This is a genomic window from Dactylosporangium fulvum, from assembly GCF_025137375.1.
In the GTDB taxonomy this organism is placed as follows: domain Bacteria; phylum Actinomycetota; class Actinomycetes; order Mycobacteriales; family Micromonosporaceae; genus Dactylosporangium; species Dactylosporangium fulvum.
In genome coordinates this window covers 6,415,564-6,432,065 of record NZ_CP073720.1, presented here as the reverse complement: position 1 = coordinate 6,432,065, position 16,502 = coordinate 6,415,564, and the positions used below count along the sequence as shown (strand labels likewise).

13 protein-coding genes and 1 pseudogene are annotated in these 16,502 nt (G+C 71.6%); 6 read left to right on the top strand and 8 right to left on the bottom strand.

Annotated features, from left to right (window positions below; genetic code table 11):
- Positions 1–69 precede the first annotated feature (69 nt).
- Positions 70–1,662 (bottom strand): MFS transporter, encoded by a 1,593-nt coding sequence (locus Dfulv_RS29715; protein ID WP_259857007.1) that lies wholly within the window; start codon positions 1,660–1,662, stop codon positions 70–72.
- Positions 1,663–3,687: 2,025 nt separating this feature from the next.
- Positions 3,688–5,544, bottom strand: coding sequence for an asparagine synthase (glutamine-hydrolyzing) (gene asnB, locus Dfulv_RS29710; protein WP_259857006.1), 1,857 nt, complete (start codon positions 5,542–5,544; stop codon positions 3,688–3,690).
- Positions 5,545–5,659: 115 nt separating this feature from the next.
- On the opposite strand from asnB, the gene Dfulv_RS29705 reads away from it, so the two are divergent.
- Both Dfulv_RS29705 and Dfulv_RS29700 read left to right on the top strand, forming a co-directional pair.
- Positions 5,660–6,358 carry a response regulator transcription factor gene (locus tag Dfulv_RS29705; RefSeq protein WP_259857005.1) on the top strand — a complete coding sequence of 233 codons (699 nt, stop codon included), beginning with the start codon at positions 5,660–5,662 and terminating at the stop codon, positions 6,356–6,358.
- Positions 6,355–8,007, top strand: coding sequence for a sensor histidine kinase (locus tag Dfulv_RS29700; RefSeq protein WP_259857004.1), 1,653 nt, complete (start codon positions 6,355–6,357; stop codon positions 8,005–8,007). Before Dfulv_RS29705 ends, Dfulv_RS29700 begins: the two co-directional genes overlap by 4 nt.
- Here the strand turns inward: Dfulv_RS29700 and Dfulv_RS29695 are convergent.
- The 3 genes from Dfulv_RS29695 to Dfulv_RS29685 all read right to left on the bottom strand — a co-directional run bounded on the left by Dfulv_RS29695 (position 7,997) and on the right by Dfulv_RS29685 (position 9,526).
- A complete protein-coding gene (locus Dfulv_RS29695; RefSeq protein ID WP_259857003.1) occupies positions 7,997–8,365 on the bottom strand; it encodes a DUF4180 domain-containing protein in 369 nt (122 codons plus the stop codon). The two genes, Dfulv_RS29700 and Dfulv_RS29695, sit on opposite strands and share 11 nt — an antisense overlap.
- A complete protein-coding gene (locus Dfulv_RS29690; RefSeq protein ID WP_259857001.1) occupies positions 8,358–8,822 on the bottom strand; it encodes a helix-turn-helix domain-containing protein in 465 nt (154 codons plus the stop codon). The genes Dfulv_RS29695 and Dfulv_RS29690 overlap by 8 nt, the downstream gene beginning before the upstream one ends.
- A gap of 77 nt (positions 8,823–8,899) precedes the next feature.
- Complete coding sequence (locus tag Dfulv_RS29685) at positions 8,900–9,526, bottom strand: FMN-dependent NADH-azoreductase (RefSeq protein WP_259856999.1); 627 nt, start codon at positions 9,524–9,526, stop codon at positions 8,900–8,902.
- Between the two features lie 94 nt (positions 9,527–9,620).
- Here Dfulv_RS29685 and Dfulv_RS29680 point away from each other — a divergent pair, with 94 nt between their 5' ends.
- The gene (locus Dfulv_RS29680) at positions 9,621–10,076 is read left to right on the top strand and encodes a MarR family winged helix-turn-helix transcriptional regulator (RefSeq protein ID WP_259856996.1); all 456 of its coding nucleotides are present in this window, start codon (positions 9,621–9,623) and stop codon (positions 10,074–10,076) included.
- 54 nt (positions 10,077–10,130) lie between these two features.
- Here Dfulv_RS29680 and Dfulv_RS29675 read toward each other — a convergent pair whose 3' ends face one another.
- Complete coding sequence (locus tag Dfulv_RS29675) at positions 10,131–11,264, bottom strand: YeiH family protein (protein ID WP_259856995.1); 1,134 nt, start codon at positions 11,262–11,264, stop codon at positions 10,131–10,133.
- A 238-nt stretch (positions 11,265–11,502) separates the two neighbouring features.
- Positions 11,503–12,050, bottom strand: a pseudogene (locus Dfulv_RS29670) (phosphotransferase).
- A gap of 224 nt (positions 12,051–12,274) precedes the next feature.
- Between Dfulv_RS29670 and Dfulv_RS29665 the strand changes: the two are divergent.
- The 3 genes from Dfulv_RS29665 (at position 12,275) to Dfulv_RS29655 (ending at position 15,440) form a co-directional block, all read left to right on the top strand.
- The gene (locus Dfulv_RS29665) at positions 12,275–12,787 is read left to right on the top strand and encodes a hypothetical protein (RefSeq protein WP_259856993.1); all 513 of its coding nucleotides are present in this window, start codon (positions 12,275–12,277) and stop codon (positions 12,785–12,787) included.
- 145 nt (positions 12,788–12,932) lie between these two features.
- A complete protein-coding gene (locus Dfulv_RS29660; protein WP_259856992.1) occupies positions 12,933–13,874 on the top strand; it encodes a DUF418 domain-containing protein in 942 nt (313 codons plus the stop codon).
- Positions 13,875–14,165: 291 nt separating this feature from the next.
- Positions 14,166–15,440, top strand: coding sequence for a condensation domain-containing protein (locus Dfulv_RS29655; protein WP_259856991.1), 1,275 nt, complete (start codon positions 14,166–14,168; stop codon positions 15,438–15,440).
- 2 nt (positions 15,441–15,442) lie between these two features.
- Here Dfulv_RS29655 and Dfulv_RS29650 read toward each other — a convergent pair whose 3' ends face one another.
- Positions 15,443–16,330, bottom strand: a complete 888-nt coding sequence (locus tag Dfulv_RS29650; protein WP_259856989.1) for a hypothetical protein — start codon at positions 16,328–16,330, stop codon at positions 15,443–15,445.
- Positions 16,331–16,502: the final 172 nt, after the last annotated feature.

Here is a 16,502-nt window from a genome sequence, read left to right as displayed (position 1 = left end):
CCTCACCGGACGTGATCAGGATGACACGCGCGATACGCTACCGCACTTGCTCACCGGTCCGCGCGGCACTCACGACCCGTGCGCGGCCTCCTCGGGCTGGACCACCAGCACGTCGGTGGTGGCTTCGGACAGGAGCCGCTGCGTGCTGCTGTCGTCGAGCAACCGGGCGATCGGTCCGCCGGTCGACCGGCCGACGACCAGGACCTGCGCGTCGAGCTGTTCGGCGTGCCGGACGAGCAGCCGCCCGGTGTTGCCGTGGTCGGCGACGCTGCGCAGGATGTGGCCGGCCACAGCCGGTACCGATGCCGCGGCTCTTTCGACGTGCTCCCGCACGAGCTTGCCGGCGACGGCCAGGGACTCGCGCTCGACCGCCTCGTCGCCGACGATGTCGACCTCGTGCACGTGGAGCAGCTCGACCGGGGCGCCGAGCCGGGCGGCGACCTCGGCGGCCTTCGCGGTGACGGTGGCCGCGGAAGGACTGTTGTCGACGGCCGCGACGACCGGCCGGACCCCGGTGGCGGTGCCGCGGGTGGCGACGGGGAGCAGCTCGCCCACTTCGGGCGTGGCCGCGGTGCGCTCGGCCGCGGCCAGCACCCGGTGTCCCGTCGCGAGCACGACGATCGCCAGCAGCAACGCGCCGGCGCCGACGAAGAACGGCAGGTGCATGTCGAAGCGGTCGGCGAGCTTGCCGGCGACGAACGGCGCGAGGCCGCCGCCGATGAACCGCACGAAGCCATACGACGCGGAGGCGACCGGCCGCTCGACCTTCGCGACCGTCATCACCGCCTGCGTGGTGAGCGTGTTGTTGATGCCGATGAACGCGCCGGACACGATGGTGGCCACGACGACGGTACCGGCTGAGCCCGTCCATCCGCCGATGATCGCGAGGATGGCGGCGAGCCCGACCATGTTGACGTAGAGTGTCGGCGCGGTCCCGAAGCGCCGCTGGAGGCGGGGCGCGATGGCGACGCTGAACAGCGCCACGAGCAGTCCCCAGCCGGTGAAGACCAGGCCGAGCTTGTGCTCGGAGAGGTGCATCGGATATGGCGCGTAGCCGAGCAGCGTGAAGAATCCCCAGTTGTAGCAGACAGCGGTCAGGCTCATGATCAGCAGCCCGCGGTCTTTGAGCGCCTTGAGCGGGGCCGACAGCGACGTGTGGTGGTCCGGCGGGGGCGTGGTGGGCACCAGCACGGCGGTGAGGATCAGTGCGATCGCCATGAGCACGCTGACGCCGAAGAACGGCCCGCGCCAGCTGATCGCGCCGAGGTAGCCGCCGAGCAGCGGCCCGACGGCGATGCCGAAGCCGAGCGCCGTCTCGTACAGGATGATCGCGCCCGCGATCCCGCCGCTCGCCGACGCCACGATGATCGCGAGCGAGGTGGCGATGAACAGCGCGTTGCCGAGGCCCCATCCGGCGCGGAACCCGACGATCCCGCCGATGCTGTCCGACGTGCCGGCCAGCCCGGCGAACAGCACGATCAGGACGAGCCCGGCGACGAGGGTGCGCTTGGCCCCGAGCCGGCTGGAGACCCAGTTGGTGACGAGCATGGCGACGGCGGTGACCAGCAGGTAACTGGTGAACAGCAGGGACACCTGGGACGGCGAGGCGTCGAGCTGCTTCGAGAGCGCTGGGAGGATCGGGTCCACGAGCCCGATGCCCATGAAGGAGATGACACAGGCAAAGGCGACGGCCCAGACGGCACGTGGCTGTCTGAAGGGACTGGTCCCGGACGCGTGGCTCACGACCCAGGTATATCACCAACTTATATAGTGTCCTTATATACGTGGCTGTGATGCTTCTTGCATTCGGCGGGTGGTGTCGGTTGATGGTCGGCGCGTGGCGCCGGAGTTGTTGCCGGGCGGCCTCCTGGAACGGCTGGCGGTGCGGTTTTCTGGGTGGCGCGTCTCTTGTGGGGCTGGTGCTGCTGGCGCTGGTGCTGCTGGCGCTGGTGCGGCTCGCGTTGGTGCTGCTTTGGGTGGGTGCTGCTTGGGTGGGTGCTGCTTGGGCTGGTGCGGCTCGCGTTGGTGCTGCTTTGGGTGGGTGCTGCTTGGGTGGGTGCTGCTTGGGCTGGTGCGGCTCGCGTTGGTGCTGCTTTGGGTGGGTGCTGCTTGGGTGGGTGCTGCTTGGGCTGGCGTGGCTCGGGTTGGTGCTGCTGGCGCTGGTGCGCCTTGCGTTGGTGCTGCTTGGGCTGGCGTGGCTTGGCTGGTGCTGCTGGTGCGGCTCGGCTGGTGCTGCTTGGGCTGGTGTGGTTCTCCGTTGGTCGGGCTCTGGTTGGTCGGGCTCTGGTTGGTCGGGCTCTGGCCGGTGCGGGCTCTGGTTGGCGTGGCTCGGAACCCTGCACGCGTACTCGATCTTGAGGCGGCGGTCCATGATCACCGTCTGTCACGAGGTGTGGCTGGGGTGGCGCCAGTCGTGCGCGCGCGGCTCATGGCTGGCTCACGATCGGTGGTGGGGATCGGACCGGTGGTGGGGTGCTGGTGACGGAGTAGTCCGCTGTCGCATGTTTATCGGCATGTCCTTTGCGGTCCTGCCGCGCGACGGCCGCTCTCCAGTCGCCGCTGCCGAATGGTGGGAAGTCATCGATAGCTGTCGACTGATTTCCTGGGTGTTCTGCATGATCCCGAAGACTTTGTGCTGCCCAGGTGACCACAAGTCTCCGGGATCATGAAAAACCCTGTGCATTCAGCTATGTCGATGCACCAAGATGTCCGGAATGTCGACTGTCATTGCCTGGGTGGGCGGTGAAGCCTCGACAGGCAAGAGCTCAGTGGGCAAAGAGGCCTTGGCGATCACGGACCGGTGATCACGGGTTGGGCGAGAGAGCCCGCGAGCACGGGCTAGGCGAGTACGAGCGCAGCGCCGGCTCGGACCGTTGTACCGGCGAAGCCGGACGACTACCGGGCAGTCGAAGCAACGCGTGCACGAGCCCAGCGGCGCGAACCCAACGGCGCGAACCCAACGGCGCGAACCCAGCGGTGCGAACCCAGCGGTGCGAGCCAGTGGCGCGAGCCCAGCGGTGCGAGCCCAGCGGTGCGAGCCCAGCGGTGCGAGCCAGTGGCGCGAGCCCAGCGGCGCGAACCCAGCGGTGCGAGTCCGGTGGTGCGAGTCCGGCGGCACGAGTCCGGCGGGCGAGCCAGTGGCAAGAGCCCGGCGGCGCGAGCCGGTGGCGCGAGTCCGGCGGGCGAGCCAGTGGCACGAGCCGTGTGCATGAGCCCGTGTGTGCAGGGGTCGTGTACGCACGGGCCATGCTGCAGAGCTGGGTGTGCACGAGCCCGTGTGTGCAGGAGTGGTGCTACAGGGGCGAGCCGGTGGCACGAGCCGTGTGCATGAGCCCGTGTGTGCAGGAGTGGTGCTGCAGGGGCGAGCCGGTGGCACGAGTCCAGGGGTGCGAGCCCAGTGGCACGAGCCAGGCGGAGCGAGCCAGGCGGAGCGAGCCAGGCGGTGCGAGCCGGTGGCACGAGCCCGTGTGTGCAGGGGTCATGCTGCAGAGTTGGGTGTGCGTGAGGTGCGTGTGCGCGAGTCGTGCGTGCAGGGGGCTTGCGCGGGTCGTGCTGCATGGGCCCGTGCCTGCGGGAGTCGTGTGTGCATCGGCCACGGTGGCGGCGAGTCGGTACGGTGAGCCGCGCACCAGCGGAGCTGCCGTCGAGGTGACCCACCGACAGAGGAGGCGGTCAGTGGGGACAGGCTCAGCGGGCGGCCGTTCGTAGGGTGTGCAGTGGTGGGGTGGTGTGCTGCTGGCCGTACCACAGGCAGAACATCAGCACCGTCCACACCTTGCGGGAATGGTCGGCCTTGCCGCGGCGGTGGGCGGACAGCAGCCGCTGGACGTAGGAGACGTCGATGAGGTGGTCGACGTCCGAGGTGGCGATGACCTCGGCGGCCCACTCGCCGACCGTGCCGCGCAGCCAGACCCGCGTCGGCGTAGGGAACCCCAGTTTGCGGCGCTCGACCACGGGGTCCGGGACGATGCCGCGCACCGCCTCCCGCAGCGCCAGCTTCGTCATTCTGCCCAGCTTCAACCCCGTCGGCAACGACGCCGCCGCAGCGTAGACGGCCCGGTCCAAGAATGGCACCCGCAGCTCCAGCGAGTGTGCCATCGTCATCCGGTCGGCCTTCGTCAAGATGTCGCCCGGCAGCCAAGTGTGCAGGTCAACGTACTGCATCGTGGCCACGTCGTCGAGATCGGCGGCCTCGGCGTACAGCGGGGCGGTCACCGTCGTGTGCGGGTCCGCCGGGCCGCGCATCAGGAGGGCCTTCTCGGCGCTGCCGAAGATGCGGGCGTTGCCGTAGTAGCGGACGTCGATCGGGGTCGTGGCCCGGTCGAGGAAGCTCTTGCCGCGCACACCCTCCGGCAGCGCCGCCGACAGGGCGCGCAGGCCGCGCCGCAACGGGTCGGGCAGCTTCGCCACGCCGGCGAGGGCGGCCGGCTCGCGGTAGATCTCGTAGCCGGCGAAGAGTTCGTCGGCGCCCTCGCCCGACAGTACGACGGTCACGTCCCGCGCCGCGGTCCGCGCGAGGAAGTACAACGGGACGACCGCGGGATCGGCGACCGGGTCGTCGAGGTGCCAGACGATGGCGGGCAGCCCGGCGATCACGTCCTCGTCGCGGACGATCGTCGCCGTGAGGGCGACGCCGAGCGCCGCGGCGGTCTCCGACGCCGCCTCGATCTCCGAGTACCGGTCGTCGTCGAAGCCTACGGTGTACGTGCGGATGCCCGGATGCCGCTCGCGCGCCAGCGCGACGACGGCGGCGGAGTCGACGCCGCTGGACAGGAACGCGCCGACCGGCACCTCCGCCTGCAGGTGGGCGTGCACACTGTCGCGCAGCGCGTCACGGATCGCGGCGACCGCCTGATCCGTGGGCGTTGCCACAGGGCGCAGCGAGGGCCGGAAGTGCCGCTCGACCACCGGCTCCCCGCCCGGCCGGTAGGTCAGCGTGTGCCCCGCGGGGAGCCTGCGCACGCCCGGGTGCAGGGTCGCGGGCTCCGGCACGTACTGCAGCGTCAGGTAGTGCGACAGCGCCGCCGCGTCGACCGCCGCGCCGCCGGTGAACGGCGTCAGGGCCTTCTTCTCGCTGGCCAGGAACAGCCCGTCGGGTGTGCGCATGAGGTACAACGGCTTGATCCCGAACGGATCGCGCATCGCGTGCAGCGTGCCGCTCTCGCGGTCCCACGCGACGATCGCGAACATGCCCCGCAGGCGGCGGACCGCCGACGGGCCCCAGTGGTGGAACGCCGCGGCGAGGACCTCCGCCTCACCCTCGGTGCCGAAGACCGCGCCGTGCGTGCGCATCAGTTCGGCGCGCAGCTGCCGGAAGTTGTAGATCTCGCCGTTGAAGACGACGGTCCAGTTGCCGAAGCGCGCCGGCTGCCGACTGTGCGCCACGTCGACGATCGCCAGTCGTTTGAAGCCGAACGCCACACCGGCCTCGAGGGCCACGCCCGTCTCGTCGGGGCCGCGGTGCTGCAGCCGGTCCAGCGCTTCGGTGAGGCCCGGGACCGCGACGGTACCGTTCGCACTCGCGAACACCAGGAGTCCACACATGCCCGGCACCGTAGGAGTCCGGTGGTTGGGAACTGATGAAGAACCGGTGGCCCGGCATGCGCGGGATCGAAACCCGACCCCGCTTTCGCAGCATCTTCACAATCGGCGCGGGACAATGACCGTGATGAGCGCACGCATCCTGGTCGCCGAAGACGATCCGAAGCAGGCCGACCTGATCCGGCTGTACCTCGAGCGGGACGGGCACAGCGTCCTGACCGTCAACAACGGGCGGGCGGCTCTGGAGCAGTGCCGGTCCCGCCGCCCGGACCTGCTGGTGCTCGACGTGATGATGCCGCTGGTCGACGGGCTCGACGTGTGCCGGATCATCCGCGCCGAGTCCACCGTGGCGATCCTGCTGGTGACCGCCCGCTCCACCGAGGACGACCTGCTGCTCGGGCTCGACCTGGGCGCCGACGACTACATGGCCAAGCCGGTGAGCCCGCGCGAGCTGGCCGCCCGGGTGCGGGCGCTGCTGCGCCGCTCGGGCATCGGCAGCCCGGGCCACCAGCGGGTGCTGCAGGTCGGCGACCTGGTCGTCGACGCGGGACGCTTCGAGGTCCGGGTGGGGGAGACGTCCGTGGTGCTCACCGCCAAGGAGTTCGGCATCCTGGAACTCCTCGCCGGCGAGCCCGGCCGGGTCTTCACCCGCGGTGAGATCATCAACCGGGTGTTCGGCTTCGAGCGGGACGTGTCGGAGCGCACGGTCGACGCGCACGTGGTGAACCTGCGGCGCAAGATCGAGTCGGAGCCCATGGAGCCGCGGTACGTGCAGACGGTCTACGGCCGTGGATACCGCCTCGCGGAGCAGCCGTGAGCTTCCGGGTCCGGGTCTTCGTCCTCGTGCTGCTCGTGGCGGTCGCCGCGATCGGGGCGACCGCCTGGCTGACGTTCGGGCTCGCGTCCCGGCAGATCGCCGATTCGCAGGCCGCCGCGACCAGGCACGTGGTCGACACGGCGGAGACCGTGCGCGCGTACGCCCGCAGGCACGGCACCTGGAGGGGCGTGTCCGAGCGGGTCCGGCTCCTGTCGGACGACAGCCACCAGCGGATCCGGCTCGTCAACCTGTACGGGCAGGTGACCGTCGACACCGACCACCTCGCCCATCGCGCGGCCCGGCCGGTCGTCAACCCGCCGACCCTCATCGACCCGCGGCCGACCCTCAAGATCCCCAACGACCTCACCGAGGTCCAGTTGGGGCCGGGAGCGCGGACCCAGGACCCGGCCTCGACCAAGGCGGAGCTGTTCACGCAGACCGCCATCGACCGGTACCGCCGGACGCAACTGTTCGCCCGATGCCTCGTGGAGCGGTTCATCGAGCCGCCGCCGCTGAGCCAGGACTGGTTCGGCGTGCCGTTCGCGGCCGACAAGGTCGTGGACGACCGCGATTGCCAGCAGCAGACGACCGGACAGGCCGAATGGGACCGGGCCGGGGACGTGACCGCGACGAAGGCGTGCCGGACCGAGGACGTGCCGCAGGACTGTCTCGTCAAGGCGTTCGGCGACCGGGTCGCCACGTTTTCGCCCGAACCGCTGCAGCTGTTCCTCGGCGCCGTCGACGACGACGCGGCGACGCTGGTCGGACGGCCGACGGTCATCGCCGCCGGCGGCATCCTCGTCCTCGCGCTCATCGGCACCGCCCTCATCGCCCGCAACGTGAGCCGGCCCGTCCGGTCGCTGACGGCCGCGTCGCGGCGGCTCGCCGACGGCCACCTCGACACGCGCGTGCCCCCGGTCGGCAGCGGCGAGCTGGGGCAGTTGTCGACGTCGTTCAACCGGATGGCCCAGGCGCTCGAGGTCGCGGAGGCAGCACAGCGGCGGCTCGTCGCGAGCGTCGCCCACGAGCTGCGCACGCCGCTGTCCAACCTGCTCGGCTACCTCGAGGCGTTGCAGGACGGGGTGCTGCCGCCGTCGCGGGAGCTGTTCGCGTCGCTGCACGACGAGGCGCAGCTCCAACGTCGAATCCTCGACGACCTGCAGGATCTCACGCTTGCCGAGTCCGGGCACCTCACGTACCGCAGAGTCGATTTTGATCTTTGTGACCTCGTCGAGGCGGCACGGGTCGCGCACCTGGCGGTCGCCGAGGCGGCCGGCGTGCGGTTGACGGCGGAGGTCGCGGGGCCGCTGCCGGTGCACGGCGACCAGGACCGGCTCCGGCAGGTGCTCGGCAACCTGGTGACCAACGCGCTGCGGTACACCGACGCGGGCGGCGCGGTGGTCCTGCGGGCGTTCCCGGAGGAGGGCCGGTCGGTGGTCGAGGTCGAGGACACCGGCTGCGGTATCGAGCCGGCGGACCTGCCGTTCGTCTTCCAGCGGTTCTGGCGCGCCGATCCGGCCCGGGACCGCGCCACCGGCGGCAGCGGCCTTGGGCTGACGATCGCCCGGCAGATCGTGCTCGACCACGACGGCACGATCGACGCGTCGAGCACACCGGGCGTCGGCTCGACGTTCCGGGTCACGCTGTAGCCCGCAGGCGTGTGTCGAGCGTGTCGAGGTCCGGCACGAACCACACGTGGTCGGCCCGGTTCGACTCCTCGACCAGTGCACGCAGGGCCGAGCTGGCCGCGAGGTGCCCGGCGATGTCGCCGACGACGGCCAGGCGCAGCCGGTAGTTGACGAACTTCTGCATGACCTCGCCGGCGAACCGGGTGCCCAGCGAGAAGAACCGCTCGTCCAGCCGGCTCGCGGGCACGGCGACGACCTGGGCGCCGACGAAGGCCGCCCCGATCAGGTCGAGGGCGTCCTGTTCGGTGGCGATGAGCGGCCCGTCCGGGTCGCACACCAGCACCGTCACCCCGGCACGTTCCTGCACCTCGTCAGCCACGACCGGCCTCCTTCGCGCTCAGTAGCCCGTTGTCGCCCTCGAGCACGGCCTCGACCAGCCGCAGCACGTCGGCAGTGGCGGCGGCGCCGCCCAGGATCACGATCTTCATGCGGTCCCGCTCCTCGTCGTGGACGGTCTGGATGCGCAGCGGGCGGTCCGGGTCGCCGGCGCCGTTGACGCTCGTCAGGACGAGCGTCCCGAGCCGGTCCGCGGCTTCCCGGTCGATGCCGTCGACCTGCACGATGCTCGACACCTCGACCGCGCCGCCCCCGGTGCGCCGTCCGGCCGCCGGATCCGGCCGCCCGACGAGCGCATCGAGGTCGGCGGCCGAGATCCGGTACTGCTTGCCGATCCGCACGGCCCGGAGCCTGCCGCTGCGGACATACCCCCGCACGGTTCGCACGTGCAGCCCGAGCCGGTCGGCGACCTGCTCAACGGAGTACATCTCATCCCTCATCGCTCCGCAACCTACCCTATTGAGGTGCTGATAGGGAAGTTTGCGTCATCCACCCGTCGGGCGCGGCGGGCCGCGGTTCAGAAGGTCTTCGCGGCCTCGGTGGCCTCGGCCAGGGCGCGGTCGCGGCGCTCGTCGGCGTCCGGGGTCGCGAGGTTGGGGCGGAACTCCACCGACGTGATGTCGGTGATGCCGGCCCAGCGGAGCCAGTTGTCGAAGAACGGCGCCTGGAAGTCGGCGCCGAACGCCGGGCCGCGGCCCTCGCCGTAGACGGCGCCGGTGTAGACGACGGCGGCCTTCCTGCCGGTGACCAGTCCGGTGTACCCGAGCTCGCCGTCGAACGAGAACACCATGCCGGGCTGGCTCACCACGTCGATGAACTGCTTCAGGACGTACGGCACGCCGGAGTTCCACATCGGCACCGAGAACAGGTACTTGTCGGCGGCCGCGAACCGCTCGTACGCCGCCTCGGCGGCCGCCCAGGCGGCGGCGTCCTCGCCGGTCGGGGTCCGGCCGGCGAACACCGCCATCTTCGCCGCGGCCGCGGGCGGGCCGAACGCGGGGAGCGTGCCGTCCCACAGGTCCCACTCGACGATGTCGTCGTCGGGATGCAGTTCGCCGTACACCTTCAGGAAGTGCTTCGCGAGGGTGAGCGACTCGGACCGTTCGCCGCGCGGGGAGGCCGAGATGTGCAGCAGTGTAGCCATGACATGTCCTCCTGTAAGTTGCGTGCGCACGCACGCATCTAGGAGTGAACGTAGCCAGATGCGTGCGCGCGCACAAGACTGGTACGGTGTGACCGTGGACTCCACGGCTGCCTGGGCTGGACTGCTGAAGGTGCACGCCGCGCTGGTGCCGCTGCTCGACCAGGAGCTGCAGGCCGCGCACGGGCTGCCCCTGACGTGGTATGACGTTCTGCTCGAGCTCAACACCGCACCCGGGCGGCAGCTGACGATGACCGAGCTCGGCGCGGTCGCGGTGGTGAGCCGCAGCCGGGTGAGCCGCGTCGTCGACGAGCTGGTGAAGGCCGGGCTGGTCGAGCGGGTGCCCAATCCCGCCGACCGGCGTTCGGCGTTCGCGAAGCTGACCCCGGCCGGGCGGGCGCGGCTGAAGGCGGCCGCGCCGACCTATCTCGCCGGGATCGAGCGGCACTTCACGAGCCACATGACGAAGGCCGAGGCGACGACCGTGGCCAGCGCGCTGGGCAAGGTGCTGCGCGCGCACGAGGCCACGGTCGTCGTTCCGCTCGGCCGCTGAGGAAGCCGCTGCGGAGGCCGCCGGGAAAGCCGCCGGAAAGCCGCCGAAAACCCGTCAGACCTGGAAGTTCGCGAACAGCAGGGCGGCCAGCCCCAGCGCCAGGCCGATGTTCACGACCGTCGCGCTGGCGAACACCGCGATCGGCCGCCAGCCGGCCTCACGCAGCGCCTTGACCCGGAACTCCAGGCCGATGCTGACGAACGCGAGGATGAGGAACCAGGTCCGCAGGTTCGTCGCGACCGCCTGCGCGGCGGTGTTGTCGGCGGCCGAGACCTGGTGGGCGTACCACGTCCCGAGGATCGACGCCGCCACGAAGCCCAGCACGAACTTCGGGAACCGCCGCCACAGCTCGCCGAGCCCGGGTCGCTCGGCGTCGGCGGACTTCTCCACCTTGAACGCGAAGTACGCGGTCAGGGCGATCGCCACGATGCCGATCAGCGCGTTCTGGGTGACCTTCACGATGGTGGCCACCTTGAGCGCGTCCTCGCCGGCGAGGGTGCCCGCGGCGGTGACGGCGGCGGTGGTGTCGATGTTGCCGCCGATCCAGGCCCCGGCGACCGCGTCGGAAAGCCCGAAGACGTCCGCGAGGTACGGGAGGAGGAAGATCGACGGCAGCGCGAAGAGGATGACGAGGCTCGCCGCGTAGGCGAGCTGTTCCCGCTTCGCCCGCACCGCTCCGGCGGCGGCGATGGCGGCGCTGACCCCGCAGATCGACACCGCCGACGCCAGCAGGGCGCGCAGCTTGTCGTCGAGGCCGAACCGCCCGCCGAGCCACCAGGTGAACAGGAAGACGCCGCTGATGAGCACGAGTGCCTGGACGATGGCCGGGCCGGCGGCCGTCACCAGCAGCGACAGGTTGATCGACACGCCCAGCAGCACCAGGCCGGTCTTGATGAAGAACTCCGTGCGGAAGGCCCCGCCGAGCCGGTCCCGCAGCCCGGTGGTGGTCAGGACGACGTTGCCGATGAGGCCGATCGCGATGGCGTAGACCGGATACTCGACGGACTTGGAGATCCGGGCGAGACCGGTGCCGGCGAGCCAGCCGGGGACGTTCTTGTCGAGGTACTTGGTGAGGTAGGCGAGCGCGAGGACCACGACCAGCCCGGCGGCGGTCCAGGCGACGGCGTTCGGCGCGGGCCGATCCTCGGCCGGGGGAGCGAGGGCCTCGGTCTCGTTGGTGGTGGTCATTGCAGCACCCCCTTGGTGATGACGCCGCTGAGGATGAGGACGAGGAGCACGAGCCCGACCACGGTGGCCGCCCAGTCCTCGCTGATCTTGAATTTCATGGGTACTTCCTCCGGTTTCCGGGCATGCTGGCGCGCACCGTCGCGTGCGGATGGTGCGGTGCGCGATGGTGTTGGGTGTCAGGAGGAGCGCGGACAGGCGGAGGCGGCGAGCCGTCCGTAGTCCACGTGACGGCGCCTGGTCAGCAGAGGGTAGGGGCGCACAGACAAATCGAAGCATGCCCATGCGTCGGTCCGCGAGAAAATCCCATCATCTGGATAGGAATACCGTTTCCCACCGCGATGTCGCCGTGGAACCACGCCGGCGCACCGCACCACTCGGCGGCCAGGGCGGCCTCCCAGACGGCGGCGGCGCCGGCCCTGTCGACGCGGCCGTCCAGCGCGGCGAGGCACCGGCGCGCCTGCTCGTCGTAGAAGGCCGGCGAGGTGGCCCGGTAGAAGCTGTGCTCCCCGGCGAGCGGGGCGCCGGCGGTGTCGCAGCGCTGGAGTGCGCGGATGAACCCGGCCACCGCGACCGCGAACCGGGAGAGATCGTCGACGCGGCCCCGGCCGTCTCGCCGCGCAGCCAGCCCCGCACGGACCACGGGAACGGGTAGCCCTCACCCGGTGCGCCCATGGCCAGGATCGGCGGCACGGCGACCGGCAGCGCCGGGGCCAGCCGGGGCAGCCACTCGTGCTCCTTGGCCACGGCGGGGACGTAACCGGCGGCGGTGGGCAGGCGGACCGTCATGTTCTCGCCCAGCCGATACGTCCGGTTGTCCCAGCCGTCGACCTCGACCGGTGTCACCGGCAGGCCGCTCCACTGCGGGAACTGCGCATCGATCAGACGTCGCACCAGAGCGGCGTTGATGCCGGCCCGGCCGTCCGCGTGTGCTGCCGTCACGCCGCGATCATCCGTGCCGGGTTCACGGGCGGGCAACCGGTATACGTGGGGAGGCGGTAAGGTCTGGGATCATGATGCGCGCCGTCGCGCCTGTCCTGGCCATCGCCGGCCCGGCCGGGGCTGGGAAGACCAGCATCGCCACGGCCACCGCTGAGCTGCTCGACGCGGTGGTGGTCGGGCTCGACGACAGTGGTTGCGCCGACCAGCACGGGGTGGACCTGCCCGCGCTGCAGGATCGGCTCGACGTGCTCGACGACGCCGGGTTCGTCATCATCGAAGGGGTCTTCGCCCTGGCGCTTCCGCCGATCCGCTGGGCCGCGCGGTACACCGTCTACGTCGACACGCCGCTGGACATCAGCCTCGCCCGGCGGGCACTGCACCAGCCCGATCCCCGCCCGGTCCTCCGGGGGTATCTGGAGTACGGCCGCGACGACCACGCCCGGTTCGTCGCGCCCGGGCGGCAGCTCGCCGACCTGGTCGTCGACGGCACCCGGTCACCGGATGCCATCGCCGATCAGATCCGGGACTTCGTCACGGGAGCATCGCCGGATTCGCCGCGATCGCCGCGACCTGCTCGCGGGTGAGAAACGGGCCGGCTTCGCCGCCGGCGAGCCAGACCGTCCATCGTGGACGGTTGTTCAGTCGCCGGCGATGGCGGCCAGGGCCCGCAGCCCGGCGACGACCTCCTCGGCGCGGGGCGCGTGCCGCGGGTCGACGACCCACTGGACCATGTTCGGGTACAGCTTCACGCTGCAGATCGACGCCGCCGACCGGGCGGGTGCCGCGTTCCGGCCCCGCTTCCTGCGCCGGATCGCCGGTCTGTTCCTCCTCGGTGTCGTCCACGCGGTCCTGCTGTTCCACGGCGACATCCTGTCCACCTACGCCGTGCTCGGCCTGATCCTCCTGGCGCTGCACCGGATCCGGCCGCGGACCGCGCTGGTCCTGGCCGCCGTCCTCGTCGGCCTGGTGGTGCTGTTCTTCACCGCGATGACCTTCGCCGACATCCCGTCGGTCGACGAGCCGGCCGCCCTCGCCGACGGCGCCGCCACCACCGCGGCCCTCGGTGGCGCGCCCGCCGACGTCATCGCCGAGCACCTGCGCTCGCTGCCCACGGCGATCGGCGGCACGGTCGTGCTCCAGGCGCCGGTCGCGCTCGCGATGTTCCTCGTCGGCCTCGCCGTCGGCCGCCGGCGGATCCTCGCCGACACCACCGCGCACACCCGCGCGTTGCGCAACCTCCAGCTGATCGGCTACCCGCTCGGGCTCGGCGGCGCGGTCCTGGTCGTCGCGCTCGGCGGCATCGCCACCATGCCCGGCCTGGCGGTGTCCACGCTGACCAGCCCGCTGCTCGCCGCCGCGTACGCTGCGACGATGCTGCGGCTGTTCCACACCGGCGCGGGACAGCGGCTCGCCGGCGCCCTCGCCCCGGCCGGGCGGATGGCACTGACGAACTACCTCGGGCAGTCGCTGATCCTCGCGGTCCTCTTCACCGGGCTCGGCTTCGGCCTGATCGGGCGCATCGCCCCGCTCGGCGTCGCGGGCATCGCCGTGGCGGTCTTCCTGGCGCAACTGGTGCTCAGCGCGGCCTGGCTGCGCGCACACAGATACGGCCCGGTGGAGTGGCTGCTGCGGGCCCTCACCGTCTGGGCCCGCCCGGCCTGGCGGGGATGAACAGCAGGACCGGTGCCGGCCACGAGGCCGGCACCGGTGTGCTGCTACGCCGGGATCAGCGCGACACGGCGCTTGGCCGACCCGGCAGTCATGCGTACATCGTACCAACGTCTCATGGCGCACCACGAGCATCGTCCGTAGGCTGCGGAACCGACGTCGATGCCTTCCGGGCGACCTGCCACGACCCGCCACGTTGTGCAGGTCGCTTTCCGTGTGCCGGGGGCGCGGTCACCCGGCAGGGGGACGCCCTGCTGGACAGCCATGCCGTCTACGGGAATGGGAGGGCCGGCGATGGATGCTGCGCCGGAACGGGTCAGCGTGCGGTTCGCGGGGGATGGGGCGGGCACCGGGCCGTTATCCTGGGGCCAGCTGGAGAACTGGTCGGCGATCGTGAAGCAGCGGACCTGGCTGCCGCTCGGCGGGGTCAAGCCGCTGCCGGCGGGCACCACGGTCGAGGAGATCGCCGACGAGCTGCGCTACCTGATGAGCCGGTATCAGCCGATGCGCACCCGGCTGCGGTTCGCGCCCGACGGGACGCCGTCGCAGGAGGTGTACGACCAGGGCGAGATCTTCCTGGACGTCGTCGACGCCGACGGGAAGGACCCCGAGAAGGTCGCCGAGAGTGTCTGCGACCGCTGGCGGGAGGACGAGCTCGACTTCACCGCCGAGTGGCCGGTGCGCATGGCGGTCGTGCGCAAGGACGGCGAGATCACCCACATGGCCGTCCTGATGAGCCACTTCGTCACCGACGCGACCGGCGCGATGACGATGATGACCGAGGTCGCGGCCCGGGTGACGACGCCGGTCGCCGGGCTGCAGCCGCTCGCCCAGGCGGAGTGGCAGCGCTCGCCGGCCGGGCAGCGGCACAACGCCGCCGCGCAACGCTACTGGGAAGGGATCCTGCGGGTGGTCGAGCCGCGGCGGTTCCCGTCCCCGCGCATGGTCGAGACCCCGCGGTACTGGCACGGCGAGTTCACCTCACCGGCGCTGTCCCGCGCGGTGCCGGAGCTGGCCGGGCGGACCGGCGTGGACTCCTCGACGATCCTGCTCGCCCTCTACGCCGGCGCCCTCACCCGGGTCACCGGCGTCGACCCGGTGGTGATCCGGCCGATGGTGAGCAACCGGTTCCGCCCCGGCCTCGCCGACGTCGTGTGCACGCTCGCCCAGGCCGGCCTGCTCATGGTCGACGCCGGCGGGCTGGGCCTCGAGGAGCTGCTGGAGCGGGTCCGGCGGGTGACGACGGCGGCGTACAAGTACGCCTACTTCCACCACACCGGCATGGAGGCGGTCGTCGCCCGGGTGGCGGCGGAGCGCGGCGAGCCGATCGAGCTCGGCTGCTATTTCAACGACCGCCGTGGCCCGGTGCGTGACGTCGCGTCGGCGCCGGGGGAGTCGACGTTCCGCTGGGTGGTGGCCCAGGAGGCGCCGTCGTTCGAGCCGCTGTTCGTGCACGTCGACGACGTGCCCGGCACGATCCGGATCAGCATGTACCTCGACGCCGCGCACATCACCCCGGACGACGGCGAGGCGGTGCTGCGCGGCATGGAGGCGCTGGCCGGGTCCTGACCTCAGCGCAGGCGGGACCAGTTGTCGTAGTCGTGGACGGCGATGCCTTGGAAGGTGTCGTACCGTCCGGCCGCGGCATCGACGGCGACGAGCTGGTCCCGCAGCCGGGCCTGGGTCTGCGTGGCGAACGTGCAGTAGCGGCAGTCGGCCAGCGGCTGGGTCTCCGCGGCGAGCCGGACCGGCTTGCGGCCGGCCCGGCCACGGCTCAGCAGGTCGGTGCCCACCTTGACGATCCCGGCGCTGCTGTCGCGGTACGACATGACGGTGATCGCGTCGACCCGCCGGATGACGGCGTCGGCGAGGTTGCCGGCCGGCGCCGGGATCGTGGCCAGCCAGAACGGCACGTCGGCCTCGAGCGGCTCCGGCCCGGCCCGGCGGACCGCGTCGAGCATGGCCAGGTAGCCGTCGACGACCTGCGGCTGGTCGGTCTTCCAGGCGGGCAGCAGGTACGGCTCGACGTCGAGGTGGATGCCGTCGAACAGGCCCGTGGCGGTGGCCCGCTGCCGCCACGCGACGGCGTCACCGGGGCTGGTGGCCCAGGCGGGGTCGCCGCCGAGCGCGGAGAGCCGGATGCCGGCGGCCCTCGTCCCGGCGCGCAGGTCGCGCAGGTGCCGCAGCTCGGCGGCGTCCGGCCGCCACGACACCGCGACGAAGATCTCCCGCACGCCCTGCGCCCCGGCCCACCGGACCACGGCCGGCGGGTCGGCGCGCGACCACAGCCACATGGCCCGGGCGTGTGCCGCGCTGAGCCTCGTCGCCGTCGCCGTCGCCGTCGCCGTCGCCGTTGTCGGCGGCGGCGGCGCCGGGTCCCGGACGGCGTGCGCCGGGGCCGGCAGCGCCGCCACGCCCACGGCGGCCGCGGCCACCCGAGCCCAGATCCTGCTTGTCATGCTCACCTCCGGTCTACGTTCCCGTTCTGGCGCGACCCGGTTCACCAGCGGGTTCGGTCCGGTTGCGCTGTCCCGATTGGAGCACGCCCCCGTGGTACCGCGCCGGCCGGACGACCCGCTTTCACTCTCCGTCCGGCGGCCGGGTAAGCAATGGCGGTGGTGTTCGCGTTCT